At 37.8% G+C, this 19,060-nt stretch carries 19 protein-coding genes; 7 read left to right on the top strand and 12 right to left on the bottom strand.

Annotation, left to right across the window (positions count from 1 at the left end):
• The first annotated feature begins 207 nt into the window (after positions 1–207).
• On the top strand, positions 208–1,962 hold the full coding sequence (locus tag EU510_RS07695; RefSeq protein ID WP_410477410.1) for a putative bifunctional diguanylate cyclase/phosphodiesterase: 1,755 nt from the start codon (positions 208–210) through the stop codon (positions 1,960–1,962).
• 62 nt (positions 1,963–2,024) lie between these two features.
• On the opposite strand, the gene EU510_RS07690 is transcribed toward EU510_RS07695, so the two are convergent.
• The 7 genes from EU510_RS07690 to EU510_RS07660 all read right to left on the bottom strand — a co-directional run bounded on the left by EU510_RS07690 (position 2,025) and on the right by EU510_RS07660 (position 8,819).
• Positions 2,025–2,729: a TorF family putative porin gene (locus EU510_RS07690; RefSeq protein ID WP_149592982.1), complete on the bottom strand. Its 705-nt coding sequence runs from the start codon at positions 2,727–2,729 to the stop codon at positions 2,025–2,027.
• Positions 2,730–2,738: 9 nt separating this feature from the next.
• The gene (locus EU510_RS07685; RefSeq protein ID WP_149592981.1) at positions 2,739–3,956 is read right to left on the bottom strand and encodes a BCCT family transporter; all 1,218 of its coding nucleotides are present in this window, start codon (positions 3,954–3,956) and stop codon (positions 2,739–2,741) included.
• 158 nt (positions 3,957–4,114) lie between these two features.
• Entirely contained in the window at positions 4,115–5,782 is a 1,668-nt protein-coding gene (gene betA, locus EU510_RS07680; protein ID WP_149592980.1) for a choline dehydrogenase, read from the bottom strand.
• Between the two features lie 11 nt (positions 5,783–5,793).
• Complete coding sequence (gene betB / locus EU510_RS07675; protein WP_149592979.1) at positions 5,794–7,257, bottom strand: betaine-aldehyde dehydrogenase; 1,464 nt, start codon at positions 7,255–7,257, stop codon at positions 5,794–5,796.
• A 1-nt stretch (position 7,258) separates the two neighbouring features.
• Positions 7,259–7,834 (bottom strand): transcriptional regulator BetI, encoded by a 576-nt coding sequence (betI, locus tag EU510_RS07670; RefSeq protein WP_149593288.1) that lies wholly within the window; start codon positions 7,832–7,834, stop codon positions 7,259–7,261.
• A 422-nt stretch (positions 7,835–8,256) separates the two neighbouring features.
• Positions 8,257–8,562 (bottom strand): hypothetical protein, encoded by a 306-nt coding sequence (locus EU510_RS07665; protein ID WP_149592978.1) that lies wholly within the window; start codon positions 8,560–8,562, stop codon positions 8,257–8,259.
• Positions 8,562–8,819, bottom strand: a complete 258-nt coding sequence (locus tag EU510_RS07660) for a DUF3081 domain-containing protein (protein ID WP_149592977.1) — start codon at positions 8,817–8,819, stop codon at positions 8,562–8,564. The genes EU510_RS07665 and EU510_RS07660 overlap by 1 nt, the downstream gene beginning before the upstream one ends.
• 146 nt (positions 8,820–8,965) lie before the next feature.
• On the opposite strand from EU510_RS07660, the gene EU510_RS07655 reads away from it, so the two are divergent.
• Positions 8,966–10,246, top strand: coding sequence for a flavohemoglobin expression-modulating QEGLA motif protein (locus EU510_RS07655; RefSeq protein WP_149592976.1), 1,281 nt, complete (start codon positions 8,966–8,968; stop codon positions 10,244–10,246).
• Positions 10,247–10,332: 86 nt separating this feature from the next.
• Here the strand turns inward: EU510_RS07655 and EU510_RS07650 are convergent, their stop codons facing one another.
• The 4 genes from EU510_RS07650 to EU510_RS07635 are packed head-to-tail and all read right to left on the bottom strand — an operon-like array spanning position 10,333 to position 14,936.
• Positions 10,333–11,136 carry a DUF1338 domain-containing protein gene (locus tag EU510_RS07650; protein ID WP_149592975.1) on the bottom strand — a complete coding sequence of 268 codons (804 nt, stop codon included), beginning with the start codon at positions 11,134–11,136 and terminating at the stop codon, positions 10,333–10,335.
• Between the two features lie 35 nt (positions 11,137–11,171).
• Entirely contained in the window at positions 11,172–12,638 is a 1,467-nt protein-coding gene (astD, locus tag EU510_RS07645) for a succinylglutamate-semialdehyde dehydrogenase (RefSeq protein ID WP_149592974.1), read from the bottom strand.
• A gap of 7 nt (positions 12,639–12,645) precedes the next feature.
• A complete protein-coding gene (gene astA / locus EU510_RS07640; protein ID WP_149592973.1) occupies positions 12,646–13,680 on the bottom strand; it encodes an arginine N-succinyltransferase in 1,035 nt (344 codons plus the stop codon).
• Between the two features lie 50 nt (positions 13,681–13,730).
• Complete coding sequence (locus tag EU510_RS07635) at positions 13,731–14,936, bottom strand: aspartate aminotransferase family protein (RefSeq protein WP_149592972.1); 1,206 nt, start codon at positions 14,934–14,936, stop codon at positions 13,731–13,733.
• A 194-nt stretch (positions 14,937–15,130) separates the two neighbouring features.
• On the opposite strand from EU510_RS07635, the gene EU510_RS07630 reads away from it, so the two are divergent.
• The 4 genes from EU510_RS07630 to EU510_RS20055 all read left to right on the top strand — a co-directional run bounded on the left by EU510_RS07630 (position 15,131) and on the right by EU510_RS20055 (position 17,381).
• Positions 15,131–15,559, top strand: coding sequence for an Lrp/AsnC family transcriptional regulator (locus EU510_RS07630; protein WP_002958609.1), 429 nt, complete (start codon positions 15,131–15,133; stop codon positions 15,557–15,559).
• A gap of 267 nt (positions 15,560–15,826) precedes the next feature.
• Positions 15,827–16,201: a hypothetical protein gene (locus EU510_RS07625; protein WP_149592971.1), complete on the top strand. Its 375-nt coding sequence runs from the start codon at positions 15,827–15,829 to the stop codon at positions 16,199–16,201.
• 228 nt (positions 16,202–16,429) lie between these two features.
• Positions 16,430–16,699: a hypothetical protein gene (locus EU510_RS20060; protein ID WP_262501207.1), complete on the top strand. Its 270-nt coding sequence runs from the start codon at positions 16,430–16,432 to the stop codon at positions 16,697–16,699.
• Positions 16,700–16,751: 52 nt separating this feature from the next.
• Positions 16,752–17,381 carry a cache domain-containing protein gene (locus EU510_RS20055; protein ID WP_262501206.1) on the top strand — a complete coding sequence of 210 codons (630 nt, stop codon included), beginning with the start codon at positions 16,752–16,754 and terminating at the stop codon, positions 17,379–17,381.
• 57 nt (positions 17,382–17,438) lie between these two features.
• On the opposite strand, the gene EU510_RS07615 is transcribed toward EU510_RS20055, so the two are convergent.
• Positions 17,439–18,371 carry a hypothetical protein gene (locus EU510_RS07615; RefSeq protein WP_149592970.1) on the bottom strand — a complete coding sequence of 311 codons (933 nt, stop codon included), beginning with the start codon at positions 18,369–18,371 and terminating at the stop codon, positions 17,439–17,441.
• 383 nt (positions 18,372–18,754) lie between these two features.
• On the opposite strand from EU510_RS07615, the gene EU510_RS07610 reads away from it, so the two are divergent.
• Entirely contained in the window at positions 18,755–19,057 is a 303-nt protein-coding gene (locus EU510_RS07610; RefSeq protein WP_002958606.1) for an isoamylase early set domain-containing protein, read from the top strand.
• Positions 19,058–19,060 lie beyond the last annotated feature (3 nt).

Raw genomic sequence — 19,060 nt, 5'->3', positions numbered from 1 at the left:
CCGCTTTTGGGGATGGATTCAAGGGAGAGGTAAGATAAATGGATTTTTTTTATGGATAAATTTAAACCACTTGGTTTTATTTTCTTAATAATAATTCTATTTTGTTTTTTCATAAATATAGAGTTAACGAATCAGATTAACCGTATAAATCTATTTCATACCAGTATTGATATACGAAGCTTCGAAATAGCGAATACCACGCTTGATATGGCTCCTTGGTATAACCCGATCTTAAATGGCCACTATATAATCCAGCAGCCTACTGCGGATTTTTTGCTTATTAAAACCACTGACACTCAGTTTGTAGCAGCCGATTCAAGTAAGCTAGTTATGATGACGCTTGCATCACCTATTAATTTTTTATTTTTATGTGTTTTAATATTTAGCTGTGGTTTGTATTTACGTAGAGAGCGCAGAAAACGTCACTATAAAAATCAAATTGCTGAGCTTAATCATCAGGCTAATAGATTACTCACTGCATTTAACCTACAAATAAAACCAGCAGAGAATCCTTTGGGTGTAAGTAGCTTAAGCCAATCAATAAATAGTTTAAATACACACGTGGCCAATTATGTAAAACAAACCCAAACAATTATATGCCAAGATAAACTGACGTTATTAATTGACCGCCATGCGTATATTGAACATATAGACAGACAAATTAATCACGCGAATCAAGATGAGCTGAAATGTGCACTTCTGTTTATAGATCTTGATGGTTTTAAACAAGTAAATGACTCGTTTGGCCACAGCTTTGGTGATGAAATTTTAGTTCAGGTAGCGGGCCGACTCGCAAACGTTTTACGTCACCATAAGTTGAGTAATATAAATAGTGCTAACCAGTTAGAGCAAAACCTATCTAGACTCGGAGGGGATGAGTTTTCTATTTTCATAGAACTACTTGATGATAGCGATAGAGTTATTGAAATTGCAAAGCACGTGCTAAGTGAACTTGAAAAAGATTTTGTGCTAGGCAATAAAATAGTAAAAATTAGTGCCAGCATTGGTATCGCAGTATATCCAGAGAGTGCGTCAACGCCGCAGGCCCTTTTACAATTAGCTGATGTTGCTATGTACAGAGCTAAAAGCGATGGTAAGGGAATATTTAAAGTTTACTCACCAGAAATGGGTAATAAAATGCGCCGTTACCATTATTTACTCGAAGAGCTACGTATAGCAGTCGCTTGTAAAGATTTGTACTTATCTTTTCAGCCAATTGTGCACGTTGAAGATTGTATGATCGATTACTTCGAAGCCCTCACTCGTTGGGATCACCCGGTTGAGGGAATGATCCCGCCTTCAGAGTTTATTCCGATAGCAGAGGAGTCTAATTTAATATTAGAGCTTGGCGATTGGATTATGCTGGAATCGTGTCGGCAAATGTCTGCTTGGCACAATGCAGGTATGCGCAAAGTAAAAATATCAGTTAACGTTTCGGGCATTCAACTAAAGCATCGTGATATTTATGATTGGGTAATGAAGAAGCTTAAAAAAACCGGATTACCAGCGACGTCTTTGATGCTGGAAATTACAGAATCAACATTTATTAAAGCCAGCCCTAAAATAATTAAAGAGCTCAGTAGGCTAAGAGAAGAGGGTATCACTATTGCTATTGATGACTTTGGTACAGGTTTTAGTTCTTTAAGTACATTAGCAGATTTACCAATAGATGTTATTAAAATTGATCGCTCGTTTATAGCACAAGCCAATAAAAGCCAAAAATATAACGATATATTAAATACAATTAGTGATCTTGGGAAAAAGTTAGGTCTTAAAATTGTTGCAGAAGGCGTTGAAGAAATTGGGCAGTTTGAACTCGTTAAAAAAATGGGTGTAAGCTCTGTTCAGGGATATTTAGTTAGCCGCCCTGAGTCATCGATTAATGTCGGTAATAAAGTATTACGTAACAACACTAGTAATCTTTCAGCATCGGGTACAAGTGCATGGGATATTGTTAGTTAGTTTACAAATAAAAATGCCACTCTAAATAGAGTGGCATTTTTGTTTACTCAGTAATTGATGTATTAAAGATCAAATGTGCGTGAAATAGCAAGTACAATACGCTCGTCAGACGCATCATTATCTAAGCTTGTGTTTTCAGCGGCCACTTCAATACCAAAACCTTCGTAGCTTGTTTGGTAAGCTAAACGGTAGTGATAATACGATTTTTCGCCCTTAGCACGATCCCATAGCCACTTATCACCGTCTAATGAGTTTGAAATATCAAAGCTGGCACGTAGTGCATGGTTTGGAGCTAGCTCATAAGTGTGTGCTATCATTGAAATTACATGGCCTCCACCTTGACCAAAGTAATCCCAGCTGTACCAAAAGTTAAGCTCAGTTTGGCCGTATTCACTTGTATAACCAAATTTAGTGTAAGCTTCAGCGTAGTTACCATCGCTGTTATTACCTTGATAAGTGTAATAAGCAATGCCGTAGTCAACGCTAAATTGCTCATCAAGTTGTACATATTTACCTACATAAGCATCAAACTCAAAATCAGTATCGTCACCAAAATCTACATTTGAAGCCCAAACACCAGCGTAAACACCACTATCAAAGGCATAATCTAAGCTGCCTTGAATTGCAGGATCGCTATCTGTTTGGCTTACACCATTAAAAGTGTAGTCAGACGCCGCAGTGATTGTTGTTGACCAATCAGCTGCTGCAGTTGTTGATAAAAGTGCAAATGGTAGTGCTACTACAAGTTGTTTTAGTTTGTTATTCATTATTAATCCCTAGTGTACAGTGTCTATTTTTGTGTAATCAATTGCGTTTGCTTTTGGTGAGCTATCTATATTCGTTACTGTTTTAAATTTACTGTAACCAATAAAAGCTGCACAGATAAAGAACAAGCCGATAACTAATGCGCCTACCCACTGAATTTGTAAGAATTCTAATTTAAACAATAGTGTAAGTAACGATAGAGCAACAACATTTCCGATTATGTATTTCATTTTGCCAAAACGCTTTACGGTAAAGTTTAGGTTATCTGTATACAAACGCACTAACGAGTCGAGTGAGTTAATTACAAATACAATACCTACAAATACCATTGCAAAGTTTTTAATACCTTGAGTTGGAATGCCCGCTTCATGGTAGTGATAAAGTACGCTAAACCAAATCGCAATAGGAATAGAAGGGAAAATCAACATAGCACCTAATACTTGGTATGTTTTAAGTCCACCAACAAAGCGAGATGTAAATTGACCAATCATTATGCTCCACGCAAACCACCAGAATAAGTAAAACTCATGGTAATCATTAAGCGGTAAAACAAATTCATTAATGTTTGCAAAGTAAGTACCAATAGAGCCTAAGTTATCTGTAAATGCTGACATTTGACTATCACCAATCACAAATGCGCCAACCCACATAAAGGCGATTAAAGCTAAAAATAACCACGTAGTAGAAATACTTAAAATACGTACATATTTAATATCAGTACTTGAGTAAACAGCAAAACAGATAGCCGCGAAGACAATTAAATAAAACTCAGAAACTATACTTGTTCCATCGCCTAATTCGGGTAAATACCATGGTAGGTTTGTAAGCAGTAGATAAGCAGTAAATGCACATGTACCAATAATTACAACGTTATTGATAAATTTAACCCAAGGAATTTCGAAAAATTTCACTTTAGGTTCTATTACACAGAAATAAAAGCACGTAAGAAAGTAAAATCCCCAGATCAAAAATCCCCAGTAGCCAAACTCAATAGCTAATGGATTTGCAAACGCGTATTCTGGGCTTGCTTTTATGTCTGCATAACCTGCAAACTCAGTTAAAGGAAACATGATAAGGCCAACATCAAGGCCAGAAGTAAATAGTATTGCTATAAACGTAAAGGTTCTAACTGGTGTTACACCTACTACGCGAACATTACCCCATTTAATTAAAATAGTGATAATAGCAAGTAAGGTAAAAATGATGCCTGCATTAAGCCAAATAGTCATTGTTACCCTCCAATAATGAATAAAAATAATTCATAAGCACTCCGTATTTTATTGTTTTATTCTCGCATTAACACAACGTAACCTATTTACATCGTGTGCCACTGCAAGGCACGCAACGGTTTAGCCCGACGAGGCTAAACCTAAGCATGTGGCTAAAATTAGATCTCCGAGCTACGTTGTGTTTCTTGCCAATTTGTTGTTATGGCAACATTCACATCCGATTTCTGTAATGCTTCTTTACCTAAAATTATGTCAGCTGCTTTTTCGGCAACCATAATAGTAGGCGCATTCAAGTTTCCGTTAGGAACTGTTGGGAAGATAGATGAATCAACAACACGTAGTCCTTCAATACCATGAACTTGCGTATTTGAATTAACAACGGCCATTCCATCTTCACCCATTTTGCATGAGCAAGAAGGGTGGTAGGCACTTTCTACGGCTTGGCGTACAAAGGCATCTATTTCTTCATCTGTTTGAATATGTTTACCGGGTTGAATTTCTTCATCGCGGTATTCATCAAAGGCACTTTGCTCGATTATGTCGCGTGTTAAGCGAACGCACGCTCTAAAGCCTTCAATATCGTCTTGGTGTTCAAGATAATTAAATAAAATGGTTGGTGGTTGCTCAGGGTTTGCAGAAGCAATAGTGACACTACCTCGACTTTTTGGTTTGTTATGACCAACATGTACCTGAAAACCATGACCTGCAAATGCACTTCTACCATCGTAACGCATAGCAGCTGGTAAAAAGTGATACTGAATATCTGGCCATTCAACACCTGGTTTTGAGCGAATAAACGCACACGATTCAAAATGATTCGTTGCACCTAAACCCGAACGCGTTAATAACCAGCGCGCGCCAATCAATCCTTTTGAAACAATGCCTAGTTTGCCGTTAAGCGTGATAGGTTGCTTACACTTGTATTGAAAGTAAAACTCAAGATGATCTTGTAAGTTTTGACCGACACCAGGTAAGTGATGCTGTACTTCAACGCCTGCTTTTTCAAGCGCTTGAGTATCACCAATACCAGAGAGTTGTAAAATATGTGGAGAGCCGATAGGGCCTGCACTTAATATAACGTCTTTTGCAGCATGTGCAGTTTTAACGTCGCCGTTTACTTTGTATTCAATGCCTGTGGCTTTTTTGCCATCTAAAATCACGCGTTGTGCTAGTGCACCTGTAATAATCGTTAAATTACTACGCGATTTAACAGGGTCTAAATACTCACGAGAAGCAGAGCTGCGCACGCCGTCTTTTACGGTCATGTGCATTGGGCCAAAACCCTCTTGCTGCGACGCGTTGTAATCATCTGTTGAGGCGTAACCAGCTTCAACACCTGCTTTTATAAACGTGCGATAAAGCGGGTTTTGCATTTCGTTGCCGTTATTAACGCCAAGCGGGCCTTTGCCACCACGGTAAGTATTTTCACCAAGGTAAAAGCTTTCTGCTTTTTGAAAATACGGTAAACATGATTGGTAATCCCAACCGTTTGCACCGTGTTGCTGCCATTCGTCAAAATCTTTTGCGTGGCCACGTACATATACCATGCCATTAATAGATGACGAACCACCTAATACTTTGCCTCGAGGACAATGCATCTCACGGTTATCTAAATGAGGCTCGGGCTGAGTATGAAACTGCCATGCGTATTTGTCACTATTCATAGGAATAGATAATGCGGTTGGCATTTTTATAAAAATACTTTTATCGCTACCGCCAGTTTCTAGTAGTAACACGCGGTTACTTGAATCTTCAGATAAACGGTTTGCTAAAACACAACCTGCCGAACCTGCGCCAACAATAATATAGTCGTAATTATTACTCATAGTAGGGCGCCTTAAAATGGGCTTTCTATGTCGGCCATACCAACATAAATAGACTTAGTTTGCGTGTATTGATCAAGAGTTTGTATACCATTTTCACGGCCAATACCCGATTGCTTGTAACCGCCAACAGGCATTTCAGCAGGTGAGTTACCGTATGCATTAATCCAACAAATACCAGCTTGTAGCTTATGAATCACGCGGTGCGCACGTTTAATATCACTCGTAAATACGCCTGCGGCTAGGCCTAGGTGAGTTGCGTTAGCGCGTGCAATAACATCGTCTTCGTCGTCAAAAACAAGCACGCTCATTACAGGGCCAAATATTTCTTCTTTAACGATAGTCATATCGTCATTGCAATCAATAAACACAGTCGGTGCTACAAAATAGCCATTAGGTGCAGATTTAGGTGAAAGCGTTGTACCACCGGTCAACAGCGTTGCACCTTCTTCGATGCCTTTATTCACGTAGCTCATTACTAGTTCTTGGTGCTTTTTAGAAATAAGTGCGCCAAAGTTAGTATTTAAATCTTGTGGGTCGCCAGCAATAATGTTTTTCTCAGTGCGCGCTTTAAGCTCATCAATAAACTGCTGATATACATTTTTATGAACGTAAATACGTGTACAGTTAGTACAAATTTCGCCTTGCGTATAAAAGTTACCTAGCATAGCAGCGCTAACCGCTTGCTCAATGTTGGCATCATCAAATACTAATAGCGGAGATTTTCCACCAAGTTCCATTGTTACATCTTTTAATGTACCGGCAGCACTTGCTACTACTTTTTTACCTGTGCCCACTTCACCTGTAAACGATACTTTATCAATATCGCTATGCTGCGTTAGCCACTGGCCTACATCGCCCGCACCTTGAACAACATTAAACACACCTGCAGGCACACCAGCTTCAACAAACACTTCTGCAAGTTTAATAGCGCCAAGTGGTGTTTCTTCAGATGGTTTGAATATAAATGCATTACCAGCTGCAAGTGCAGGGCCCGACTTCCAACATGCAATTTGTAGTGGGTAGTTCCATGCACCAATACCCGCACAGATACCTAATGGCTCTTTACGTGTGTAGTAAAAGTCATCACCTACCATTTGTTGTTGGCCTACTTGTGCTGGCACAAGGCCTGCAAAGTATTCAATTACATCAGCGCCGGTTTCAATATCAACACAATTTGCTTCTTGCATTGGTTTACCGGTGTCTAGTACTTCTACAAGTGCTAACTCATCGTTGCGCTCGCGTAAAATAGCCACTGCTTTTAATAAAATACGACTACGTTCAATAGGTGACATTGCTGACCACTGTGCAAAACCTTGCTTTGCACTGGCAATCGCTTCGTTTTGAATAAATTCGTCGGCAATTTCTACTGCGTAAATAACCTCACCCGTTGCTGGGTTTGTTACATCAAATGTTTTGCCGCTCTGGTTTGCTAGAAAATGGCCGTTAATAAAATTTTGATAGACAGGTGTAGTCACGCTAGGCTCCATATTGCTTGATAAGTGAAAGTACATAGCTTTTTGCTAACTTTTCACTGTGTTTAAACTGATTATTGTCTGATTTACTCAGTACTGCTCTTAACCATAGGCCATCGATCATCGCGGCGCTAAGTTCTGCAGCTTGATTTGCTTGCTCAATAGGCATTAATTGCTTAAAAGAAAATGCTAAATTACTTTGCAAGCGTTTACTGTTTACGTTTTGTAGTCTGTGTAATTCTTCATCATGCATCGATTGCGCCCAAAAACTTAACCACGTTCGGGTTGTATCATTACGCTGTTGTACAAGCGCAAAGTTGGCTTCGATAATAAACATTAAACGCTCAATGGCAGTGGTTTGATGATTTACTTTACTTATTAAGCCTTGCTTTAAGCTTGTTAGTAAGTACCTAACCGTGGCTTCAATTAACCCCTGCTTACCACCAAAATAATGACTAATGATGCCTGACGATAAACCTGCATTTTTACTAATGCTGTTTATCGTTGTGCCTTGAAGCCCTTTATTTGCAACTGACTCTATAGTTGCGTCAATTAGCTGCTGACGTCTGACAGGTTCCATTCCGACTTTAGGCATAATTTTTATTAATTGAACGTTCAATAAAGATAAGCTTAAGGTAATAGCTCTAACAATTCAAGGCTGAAGTAAATGCCTAGATGCCAAAATGTAGATTAATCATTAATAAAAGTGCAATTAATACGATAAAGAAGATGAGGTTTTTATGTGTTTAATTTTATTTAAAACAAAGGTTTGTGAATTCAATTTTTAAAATCAATAATAGTAATGATTTGTTTACAGCAATAAATGAATAAAATGTCAAAAAAACATTAGAGCAATAATAGTTAGAGTACTAATAGTATTATTTTGATACAAAAGAGCACTAAACCTGTAATTGCTTAGTGCTCTAATAAGTTTATATAGAGGGTAAACTTTGTGGTTTTATCGTTTTAAAGCGCTTGGTTTGAAAGATTAAGTTTGAAAGGTCAGGCATTATTAATAACGCCTTTAAAAAGTAGGGGGTAACGTCTTAGTCTATTGCCAATATAGTCATCAGCTAAAATTTGCTGGCAAATAAAATCAATATCTTCGCTTGCTTCAAAAACCCAATCAAAGCGCTCTATAGCCAGTAAAAACCCACGTTTTAAATGAGTTTGAGAACGGTATTGTTCTAGGTTGTCTTGAATAATAGAGACCTTGCTTGGATTAGCTTTAAGCTCTTCTACTACTTGATTAATAAAAGAAGTATTGAGCTTACTGGTAGGTCGGTGTCTTAGTTTTCGTGGGTGCATTAGCTCTCGTTTGCAATGTTATATAACTTTTTCAAAAAATCATCTTTATGTTTTTCATGCTCATAATCTAGATGATAAGTATTATGAAAACCAAAGCGCAGGTCTACGCCGCTACCTTGTAGATATACGGTGTAGCCGTCTACGTCTGAATAAGCAGTAACGCCTTGATAATGTTTACCTTCGTCAGTCATTTTACCTTTTTGAATTATGCGTTCATATACGGCTAAAATCTGTTTATTGTCGAGTTCGTTTTTCATGCTTTATACCTTTTATTTAGTAACTCATACGGCATAGATATGAGGGTCGATCATCTTAAAAACAATAGCTAAAAAAATGTGATATTGCTTTGTAATTTGGCCTTTTTAAATTATGCTCAAAATTCATTTATTGTTGAGCTTACACCATGATAGACAAGGCGTTACTACTAAAAACTCGTGAGTTATCGGATCAATTAATTGTATTGCAAACGCCTATTAGGATACTCGATGCTATTAATTGGGATAAACAAATTAAAGAGGAGTTTTTTAGACAAAAATGTCAAAAAAATCCACTTATCGATCGTGCATACTATCAACAGCGCGATCTTGGTTTTGTACCTAGCGAGTTACGCCAAGCGTTTTCTACTTTACACCGTAACATTATTAACCAATTGGGGCAGTTAAACCCCATTGCTCAATACATGGGAAAAATGTGCACAGAGTATAAAACAGTATTAAGCATGCTTGAGTATCGTGGCACACCTGAGTTTCATGACTTATCTGTGGAGTTATTTGGTCACCCTAAAGATTTATTTCATGCCGGTGAGCCCTCACTTTCTGAGCTAGCTAATATGCTTGATAAACCGCTGCAAAATTTACTTATAGCCGACATACTGCCTGACGACCCTAAAAATATTGATGCTGTTGATGCAGTGCGTATTTTGTCTGAGCAAGTAAATAGTAGTATGGCAGGCATAAACGTAGAAGTAATGCTTAGCGATGGTATTGTTAGCGATGCAGCTGCGGGCGCTAATAACATAAAGCTTAATCAAGATGTTAAATTTTCTCAGCGTGAACTTGATATATTAGAGGTTCACGAAGGGTGGATACACGTAGGTACCACTCAAAATGGTTTAGCTCAGCCTTATTTAACGTGTTTAAGTAAAGGCACGCCAAGCTCCACTATTACCCAAGAAGGCTTAGCGGTATTAACCGAAATTATTACATTAAAATCGACCCCAAGGCGTTTATCTAAATTAGTTAACCGGATTCAAGCCGTTACAAAAGTAATTGATGGTGCTGAGTTTGTAGATATATACCGTGATTACGTAGCGCAGGGCTTATCAAAAGATGACAGCTACACACTCGCGCAGCGTGTATTTAGAGGTAGCACGCCAACAGGCTTGCCTTTTACAAAAGATATTGCCTACATTAAAGGCTTTGTACTGGTATATAACTTAATTCGCGTGGCAATACAGCTTGGTCGAATCGATAGACTCCCTTTATTGCTGGTAGGTAAAATATCGATAGATGATTTTAGATTAATATCGCAGCTGCATGATTTAGGTGTAATAGAGAGCCCGCAGTTTGTACCGCCACACTTTAAAGATCTACGCGGTTTAGCAACGTGGTTAAGCTTTGGTCGCTTTATTGGTGACTTGTCGTTTGAAAAGTTAGAAAACGATTATAAACCGTTATTTTTATAATTAATCAATATAGCTTACCGACTTGAATCTGCCCGACATAAAAAAAGCCCATAATGGGCTTTTAAAATAAAGTACTTTAGATTTTGCTATCGAGCATTAGTACTTTCAAATATTTTGTCAGCTGAGGCTGCAACAAAACCCGTATAAAGCTCGCCATCGGATTTAGGATAACGAATAGCAAACTCATAAAAGCAACTAGGAATGCTCATATCGCCATTACTAAAGGTAACTGAGTATTCATCAGCCAAAGTTGACGATTGCTCTAGTAACACCTCTGGTGAGCCTTTAACTTCGCCGCCTGATGTATTAAGCGAAAAGCCAGCATCTTTCAGAGCTTGATTAACATCATGAATATTATCAAACTTAGCAAGCGTATTAATATTTACAGTAAAGTGATTGGCACGATAGCCCCACGCAGACATCCACGCTGCATATTCGCTTTCAGCTAGCAGCTGTTTGTAAGTATCGGTGCTTACTTGCCAATGTGTGCCTGAGTATAAAAAATCATCTGCAGTTACGGCATTTTCGTCAATTTTGCTTACCATATCGGTTACGATGGCTTGTAACTCAGGTGAGCATTTTTCGACTAATAACTCAGAGATAAACACTTTTGGCTGATTAGGATCGCTATGCTCGTAGTGCTTTGCGTAGAGTTTTTTAGCTTCAAAGTGGTACTCACCACATTCTTTGTAGCCAATAGCTAAAAAGTGAGCGGCGAGCTTTTCAAGACTCACTTTTTCTATATTAAATGTACGCAGCGCAATATGATCGTTAATAATGTCATCTTTTTGCGTAGATCCTAAAAGGTCATGAATTTTGTCTGCCGATGGAGTTACGTTTAAATAGTTTTCCCAAAGGTTCTCAAATAATGTATTTACATCAGTATGCATGTTAAGTCCTTAAATCTAAAATTTGGTTTTATTGCTTATTCAATTACTAAGCCCGGCGCTAGGGTTTGCGGTAAGCTCACTTTATCTGACTCCACCGATGCTACAGGGTATGCGCAATAATCGGCGGCGTAATAGGCACTTGCTCTGTGATTACCACTGGCGCCAATACCGCCAAATGGAGCTGCGCTAGAGGCACCCGTAATAGGGCGGTTCCAGTTAACAATACCGGCACGAATGCGCTTTAAAAAGTGAGTGTAGTCATCTTCGTTATCAGCTAGTAAACCTGCAGATAAACCAAAACTTGTGTTGTTAGCTTCAATAATTGCACTGTCAAAGTCGGTGTAACGATACACTTTAATTAGCGGTCCAAAATGCTCTTCATCTGGCATGTCGGTAATGCTTGTTACATCAATAATTCCCGGGCTTACAAAACCTGTGCCTGATTTTAATTGCTTAAGTTCAACAAGGGTTTGCGCGCCTTTTGACACTAATTCACTTTGCGCGGCAACCATACCCAGTGCTGCTTTTTCGCTTATCATTGCACCCATAAAAGGCTGCTCTGTAGCAAAGCTGTCGTCTACAACTATATTTTTAGTTGCACTTATTAGCTTTTCTAAAATAGCATCGCCATTGGCTGATTTTTCAATAAATAAGCGACGTGCACACGTACAACGTTGACCTGAGGTAATAAAGCCTGATTGAATAATATCGTGTACAGCAGCGCTTATATCGCTCACATCTTTTACAATAAGAGGATTATTGCCGCCCATTTCAAGTGCTAAAATTTTGCCAGGGTGCCCTGCAAATTGCTTATGTAATAAGTGGCCTGTGTTTGAGCTACCGGTAAAAAACAACCCATCTATATCTTTATGAGAGGCAAGTGCTTTACCTGTTTCAATTTCACCTTGCACAAGGTTAATAATACCCGCTGGCAAACCTGCTTTTAGCCAAAGTGAGAGGGTAAATTCTGCAACGTGCGGCGTTAGTTCTGATGGCTTAAATACCACGGTATTACCGGCTAAAATTGCAGGAACAATATGCCCGTTTGGTAAATGCCCTGGAAAGTTATACGGGCCAAATATAGCCACAACGCCATGCGGTTTGTGTCGAATAAACGCTTTAGCACCGGGCATTGGGTTTTCGGTTGTACCTGTACGCTCATGATAGGCTTTAACCGAAATTGCTACTTTGCCTGTCATTGCGCCCACTTCAGTGCGGGTTTCCCATAATGGCTTGCCCGTTTCGCGTGCAATAATGCTAGCAAATTCTTCGCTGTGTTCTTTTAATTGCGCCGCGAAGTTTTCTAAAATAGCTATACGCTCTTCAAGAGGTTTGTCTGCCCATTGTAATTGCGCGGCTCTAGCTGCTTTTATAGCAGAATCTACTTGCTGGGCGTTTGCGCCATTACCTTGCCATACCACATCACCATTACTTGGATTTATTGACTCAAATACTGGACCAAGGCCCACATGCCATTGGTTATTAATTAGGTGTGTATTCATAAATTATTTACAGGCGGAAAAATCGCGCTGCATCTCCTTGACTTAAATTAAGCGCCTTAGCCACATCTTGGCTAATGACGAGGGTATGTTTTGCATGATTGTAATGTGCGTCTTTGGTAAATGTTGCTCTAAAGCCACTTACGCCTTGATTACATACAGCCAGCGTATCAGAGCTATTTTGTGATATGTGATCAAGCTCGCCAATCGTAACAGGGCAAACTTGAGAGTCGCGAATGCTGCGAATATTACCAAGCTTTGCTTCAACTGTTGGGCCTGCGTCAAATAAGTCAACGTAGCCTCGGTGCTCAAACCCTTCTTTTTCTAATAATTTTAGCGCAGGTTTTGTTTTTTCATGCACATGCCCAATAACTGCTTGGGCTTTTTTGCTAAGCAAGTTCACATAAATAGGGTATTTAGGCATTAACTCGCTAATAAATACCTTATCGCCTAAGCCAACTAAGTGATCTGCTTGTGGAAATTCGATACTAAAAAAGTGCTCTTGTAGCCATTGCCAGAAAGGAGAATGACCGTCTTCGTCGCTAACACCGCGCATTTCTGCGATAACAGTATCGGCAAAACGCTCGCTATGCTGAGCCATAAACAAAAAGCGTGAACGCGATAAAAATCGACCCGTTAAACCTTTGCGGCTATTTTCGCGCAAAAATAATGTGCATATTTCAGAGCAGCTTGTGTAGTCGTTACACATGCTTAAAATATCAACGGTGTTATATACATTTAAAGTAGGCGAGTGGTGTACTGTTTTACCCAAATGATAATGATATAAAGGCACCGATAAACCTACCGCAGCTTCTATAGCGGTTGTGCCAATAACCTCACCTGTTTCACTGTCTTCTAAGACAAATAAATAGCTTTCATCAAGTGGCTGGTTAATGTTTTTGGCAAAGCTTTTTTCAGCACGTTCAATTTTTTCTTTAAGCTGTGCATCGTCCACAGGTAAAGAGGTAAACCCATGACCGGATTCAATCGCTATTTGTTTAAGCGCGTCAAAATCATTGGCAGTAATAGGACGTAATACTTGCATTTATTGCTTGCTCCAATAGCACGCCTATAGGCGTGCTAAGTTAAACTATATTAACCGTTTACTACGTCGCTAACGGCTTTTTCAAAGCGCGCTAAGCCTTCTTTAATATCTTCAAACGGGATAACTAAAGACGGTGTAAAACGAATTACATTCATACCCGCTACAAGATTCATCAAACCATTATTAGCACTGGCTACTAAAAAGTCGCGTGCGCGGCCTTCAAATTTGTCATTTAGTACTGCGCCAATTAGTAAGCCTTTACCACGTACTTCGCTAAATACGTTGTACTTTTCGTTAATTGCGTTTAATCCGTCACGGAATAATTGCTCACGTTCTTTAACGCCGTTTAGTACATCGGGTGTATTTACTGTATCAAATGCCGCTTCAGCCACAGCACAAGCAAGCGGGTTACCGCCATAAGTAGAACCGTGAGTACCAATTTTTAAATGCTCAGCAATTGGTGTACGAGTGATCATAGCGCCAATTGGAAAACCACCACCCAATGCTTTTGCCGTTGTTAAAATGTCAGGAACAACCCCTAAACCTTCATAAGCGTATAAATCGCCTGTGCGACCAACACCTGTTTGTACTTCATCAAAAATAAGTAACGCGTTATGTTTAGTACAAAGTTCACGTACTTTTTTAGCAAATTCATCTGTTGGTGAAATAATACCGCCTTCACCTTGTAATGGTTCCATCATAACGGCACATGTTTTATCGCTGACCAGCGCTTCAAAAGCCGCTATATCGTTAAAATCACAATGTACTATGTCAGCAGGTTTTGGACCAAAGCCATCTGAATAAGCTGCTTGTCCGCCAACAGTTACGGTAAAGAAAGTACGACCGTGAAAGCCTTTATTAAATGCAATTATTTGCGATTTTTCAGCGCCGTACACATCAAGTGCAAAACGACGGGCTAGTTTAAGCGCCGCTTCATTTGCTTCTGCACCTGAGTTTGCAAAGTAAACTTTGTCAGCAAATGTTGCTTCAACCATTTTCTGTGCTAAACGAAGCGCTGGCTCATTCGTCATTACATTTGATAAATGCCAAATTTTTTCGCCTTGCTCTTTTAATGCTTTAACAAGCGCCGGGTGACAATGACCCAAACAGTTAACGGCAATACCACCTGCAAAATCAATAAACTCGTTGTTATTTTGATCCCATACACGAGAGCCTTCGCCACGAACAGGAATAATAGCCGAAGGGTTATAGTTTGGTACCATTACGTCGTTAAATAAGTCTCTTGTTACTTGCATTTTTACACCTAAATTTAATGGGCTTAGATAAAAGATTAGTTGCTAACTCAAAGAAGAATATAGCCTTTATTCTTCAGCAAACACGTTATTATTTCTGTTAGGTGCCATTATCGAAGGTTAGTAGTAAAAATTGCAGTGCTATTTTGTGAAAAATGATTAAAATAAAAGTCAAAATAACGAAGAAAATTACCATTATGATAACTCCACAAGATGAAAAGCTACTTTCAGTACTAAAAACAAACGCAAGAGCGAGTATTTCTGATCTTGCGCGAATGCTTGACTTATCTCGTTCAACAGTACAAAGCCGAATGCTCAAATTAGAAGAAACCGGTGTGATTAAAGGTTACAGCGTAGATTACGGTGACGACTACCTTAGTAAAATGGTATCAGCTCATGTGTCTATAAAAGTAAGGCAAAAATTAACAACTAAAACAAACATTGAGCTTAAGCAAATTGATGCTATTTCGCAGCTCTATGCCATAAGTGGTGAGTTTGATTTAATTGCTGTGGTACAGGCTCAAAATTTAGAACAGCTTAGTCATTTGTTGGACGATATAGGAAATCTTGATGGGGTGGAGCGCACAACATCTTCTGTTATTTTAGAAACTAAATTTAAGCGTTAATCTCCCTTTTACACTTGAGTCGTTAAACACTGTTTACATATTTAGAGTCACTATAAACATTGCTAAATAAATTGTTTATAGACTCTTGCTTTATTTCACTTGAGTGATAATATCAGCTACAGTTTTTAATTGCGTTTTTAGTAATTATATAACAAGGATTTATTTACTAATTACATGGATGTAGAGAGCCTTCCTCCCTCGTACTTATGTAAAAAATCGAACTATACTATTAATAATGCAATTCTAATTATTGTGTTAAGGGTAACTATGAAAACGGTTTTTACAATGATCTTATCAATCATACTTATAGGCTATTATTTAACTGCCAAAGCTAGTCATTTTTCTTCAAAGAAGAATACAGAGGTTAATACGTATAGTGATATCTATTTTAAACTCGAAACATCCTCAGTAAATATCAATGAAATAATTGCTGGCGCTACAGACTTTGCTTTAGCTATGTGCGCAGATAAAGCCTATCAGGAAGCTTTAGGTAATACTGTTGCTAGCTGCAATTTTCAATTTGAAGAATCTAAAAATGTTTGCTCAAAGCATATTATGAAAAATGCTAAGCAGCACTATACAGACAAAGCTGCAGTAACACTGCTAACAGAACGCTTTATTAACTGTGTCAGCGCTGCATAGCGAAGACAGTAGAGCTGTTACATAATTACAGCAAATAATGCAATTTTAATCTGTTTGGCTACACTTATTTTAATTTGTACATTATTTAGCAATAGATTATGCCCGCATATCTTTTTACTCTTTTGTTAGGTTTAACTGAGCCTCTCTTCAGCTACAAACCTTGCCATGGTTACGTGCACGTCGAGAATTAAAGTTGGAGCGCTTAGATGGATTTTCACAACCCATTTAATGCCTGAAATGAAAGCTTATGGATGTATATCATCCCCCGTTTTTTTAGAAAGCTGGTACGGGTTGACTCATCCAGAAAGCATTAATAAACCAAAAAATAAAATGCGTTATGGTGCAGTAAGAGGAAGTTATCAAGCAAATTGGTTTAAAACTCAGAATATTATTGCTGAGGTAGAAGTCAATTCATTAAAAAAAATAGTAAATGTTATGCACCATAAGCGGATTGATAGAATCCTACTTGATTTAGACGATTTTGAATTAGCAGCCTAAGCTAGGGATTAATAAAGACGAGTACCAAAAAGAATTTTTTAGATATGTACCTTTGGGATTATTTGCTTCGCATTCACTTATCAAACGCCTTCCTGAATTTATGCAGCAGTTCGATGAAAATATAAATACTTGTGCGCAAGCTCCATTTTTACTATCAAAAAGTGAAGAAAAGCAAATGCTTGATAGGCTCTACAGTAGCGCTAAAACCTTATTAAACTTACCTAGTTTAATAGAGCAAGTTCAAATAAGTAATGAGGCTCCTTTGAGTGAGCCCGAAATTAAGAAGCGAGACCAGCTTTGGATAAAAGAAAGTAAACATGTTGAGCATGCTGATGGGTTAGCTATGCCTGATTTACCGTTATCTAAAGTATTAAAAAAATGGCAATCGCAATTTAAAGGTATTGTTACTGAGCTTATATTGACTGATAGCCAAGGAAAAAATATAGCAATAAGTAAGTTAACCAGTGATTACTGGCAAGGAGATGAAAATAAGTTTACTAAAATATTTAAACAGCCAAAGGACTATCACTTTGATAGCGTAACCTATGATGCATCAACACATCATTTTCAAGTACAGCTAAGTTTTCCTGTTTTAGATGATAACAATAGTCATATTGGAGTGTTGATTTTAGGTGTTGATGTAGAAAAAGCACTCCATTCGTCAAACGAAAAGAGTAACTAACTAGATACCTTTCATGAGTTAGCTAAGCTTTAGAACTTTAGCTTAGCTAACTTTATATTATGGAAGTACTTTTTCTGAGATCGGCTTTTTTCTTATAATTTCTTTTTTGGCTTCATCAAGCTTTATAAAATAAGCATTTCCGCCAATACCTTTAAACTCTTCATCTGTAAATACAATAGTATTGTCATCAAAAAAAGTGACAGCTTCTTTTTGAGTTACTATTCCTAAGTCAATTTTTGATACATCGCCAGAAAAAAACTTATCACCCTCAAAATTTTCGAATAACCAAATACTGGTTGAATCAAGTAATATCAGCTTTTTACGATCAGGGCTTAAAGCAGCCGATGTTATCCAGCATAGCTTTTCTAAAGTGGTACATGTTTTAAATGAGTCTATTAACTCTGCTTTAAAATTAGCAGCATGATCGCCAACTTTATAAACCTTAGTAATACCATCAAATGGCTCTGTGCGGTTTTTAGTAAATAAATATAAGTGACGTCCTAGAGCTACAAATGCCTCTAAATCAAAATTACGGTTATTGGGTTTTATTGGACTGCCATCCATTTCTGGGTAGGTAAACTTAATTATTTCTGCTTGAGTCGTATCTGTTTTTATATCTATCGGGTTTTCTATTTTATAAATAGTGAGCCATCTACGATCGTTTTTGTTATTACCAAAATCGCCTAAAAAGAAGTGCCCAAATTTGTTTTGGGTCATGTCCTCCCAATCAATGTTTTTAGCGTTTTCAACTAAAATTTCTTTAGCAATAGAACCGTCTTTATTGAGTCGGTAAAGCTTAGGTTCATTGCCTCCATCGTTAATAGCCCATAAACGTTTGTGCTTATCAAATTCAATACCTGATATTTCTTTTAATTTAGGATCAACTGAGATTTCTTTTTTACTATAAAGGGTATAGATTGAAGAACCAATAAGTGTGGCTATTATTAAAAATATGGTGGCTATAGTTATAAAAATGCTTTTTTTCAACATGAAAATTATGATATTTCAGAGTATTAAGATGATGTGTATTATCGCTGATGAAAGTACATAACAAAAGAATTTTATAAATTTAGGTAATACTTATGGATTATTTAACTTTAAATTCGGTTAAATAAATAAAATGCAGTGTAAGCCTAGTTGGTTCAAAAATTGCTATGTACTAGTGAGCTTTTTAAAATAGATTGTTTATACACTAACCGCACTTTTTAGGTGCAGAAAAAATGAATTGTTGCACTGTAATAATGCGTAAATAAAGTTTTGGTTAACTTAAAACGTGTTTAATGATTTTGAATGGAATCCACATCGCCTTTTTATTTAGTTGTATGGCCTGTGGCAAAGATTAAGTACCCTTTTTGGTTTAGTTGGAGCCTGCTATGTTGAATAAACGTTTTTTTAAAACAAAAGATGAAGCTGAAGTTACTTTTGAATTTTCTCATCCAGAGGCAGAAGAAGTTTGCTTATTAGGTGAATTTAATGATTGGCAACCAGTGCCAATGAAGCTTTATAAAAAACAAGGTGTGTTTAAATTTAAGCAACGCTTACCTATCGATCAACAATTTCACTTTCGTTATCTAATTAATGGAGACATTTGGGATAACGACCATCAAGCTGACGGTTATATCGGCAATACATTTGGCACAGAAAACAGCATAGTAAATACTCAACGCACTAATTAAGGC

Source organism: Pseudoalteromonas sp. FUC4 (genome assembly GCF_008370255.1).
Lineage (GTDB): Bacteria > Pseudomonadota > Gammaproteobacteria > Enterobacterales > Alteromonadaceae > Pseudoalteromonas.
Note: the sequence above shows the minus strand (reverse complement) of the source record. Positions and strands in the feature narration are given on the sequence as shown.

Coding starts and splice junctions, on each gene's coding strand:
- EU510_RS07610 (WP_002958606.1), top strand. CDS start 18,755: ATGTTGAATAAACGTTTTTTTAAAACAAAAGATGAAGCTGAAGTTACT.
- astA (WP_149592973.1), bottom strand. CDS start 13,680: ATGCAAGTATTACGTCCTATTACTGCCAATGATTTTGACGCGCTTAAA.
- astD (WP_149592974.1), bottom strand. CDS start 12,638: ATGAATACACACCTAATTAATAACCAATGGCATGTGGGCCTTGGTCCA.
- EU510_RS07655 (WP_149592976.1), top strand. CDS start 8,966: ATGATAGACAAGGCGTTACTACTAAAAACTCGTGAGTTATCGGATCAA.
- EU510_RS07650 (WP_149592975.1), bottom strand. CDS start 11,136: ATGCATACTGATGTAAATACATTATTTGAGAACCTTTGGGAAAACTAT.
- EU510_RS07690 (WP_149592982.1), bottom strand. CDS start 2,729: ATGAATAACAAACTAAAACAACTTGTAGTAGCACTACCATTTGCACTT.
- EU510_RS07660 (WP_149592977.1), bottom strand. CDS start 8,819: ATGAAAAACGAACTCGACAATAAACAGATTTTAGCCGTATATGAACGC.
- betI (WP_149593288.1), bottom strand. CDS start 7,834: ATGGAACCTGTCAGACGTCAGCAGCTAATTGACGCAACTATAGAGTCA.
- EU510_RS07665 (WP_149592978.1), bottom strand. CDS start 8,562: ATGCACCCACGAAAACTAAGACACCGACCTACCAGTAAGCTCAATACT.
- EU510_RS07630 (WP_002958609.1), top strand. CDS start 15,131: ATGATAACTCCACAAGATGAAAAGCTACTTTCAGTACTAAAAACAAAC.
- betA (WP_149592980.1), bottom strand. CDS start 5,782: ATGAGTAATAATTACGACTATATTATTGTTGGCGCAGGTTCGGCAGGT.
- EU510_RS07625 (WP_149592971.1), top strand. CDS start 15,827: ATGAAAACGGTTTTTACAATGATCTTATCAATCATACTTATAGGCTAT.
- EU510_RS20060 (WP_262501207.1), top strand. CDS start 16,430: ATGCCTGAAATGAAAGCTTATGGATGTATATCATCCCCCGTTTTTTTA.
- EU510_RS07695 (WP_410477410.1), top strand. CDS start 208: ATGGCTCCTTGGTATAACCCGATCTTAAATGGCCACTATATAATCCAG.
- EU510_RS07635 (WP_149592972.1), bottom strand. CDS start 14,936: ATGCAAGTAACAAGAGACTTATTTAACGACGTAATGGTACCAAACTAT.
- EU510_RS07615 (WP_149592970.1), bottom strand. CDS start 18,371: ATGTTGAAAAAAAGCATTTTTATAACTATAGCCACCATATTTTTAATA.
- EU510_RS07685 (WP_149592981.1), bottom strand. CDS start 3,956: ATGACTATTTGGCTTAATGCAGGCATCATTTTTACCTTACTTGCTATT.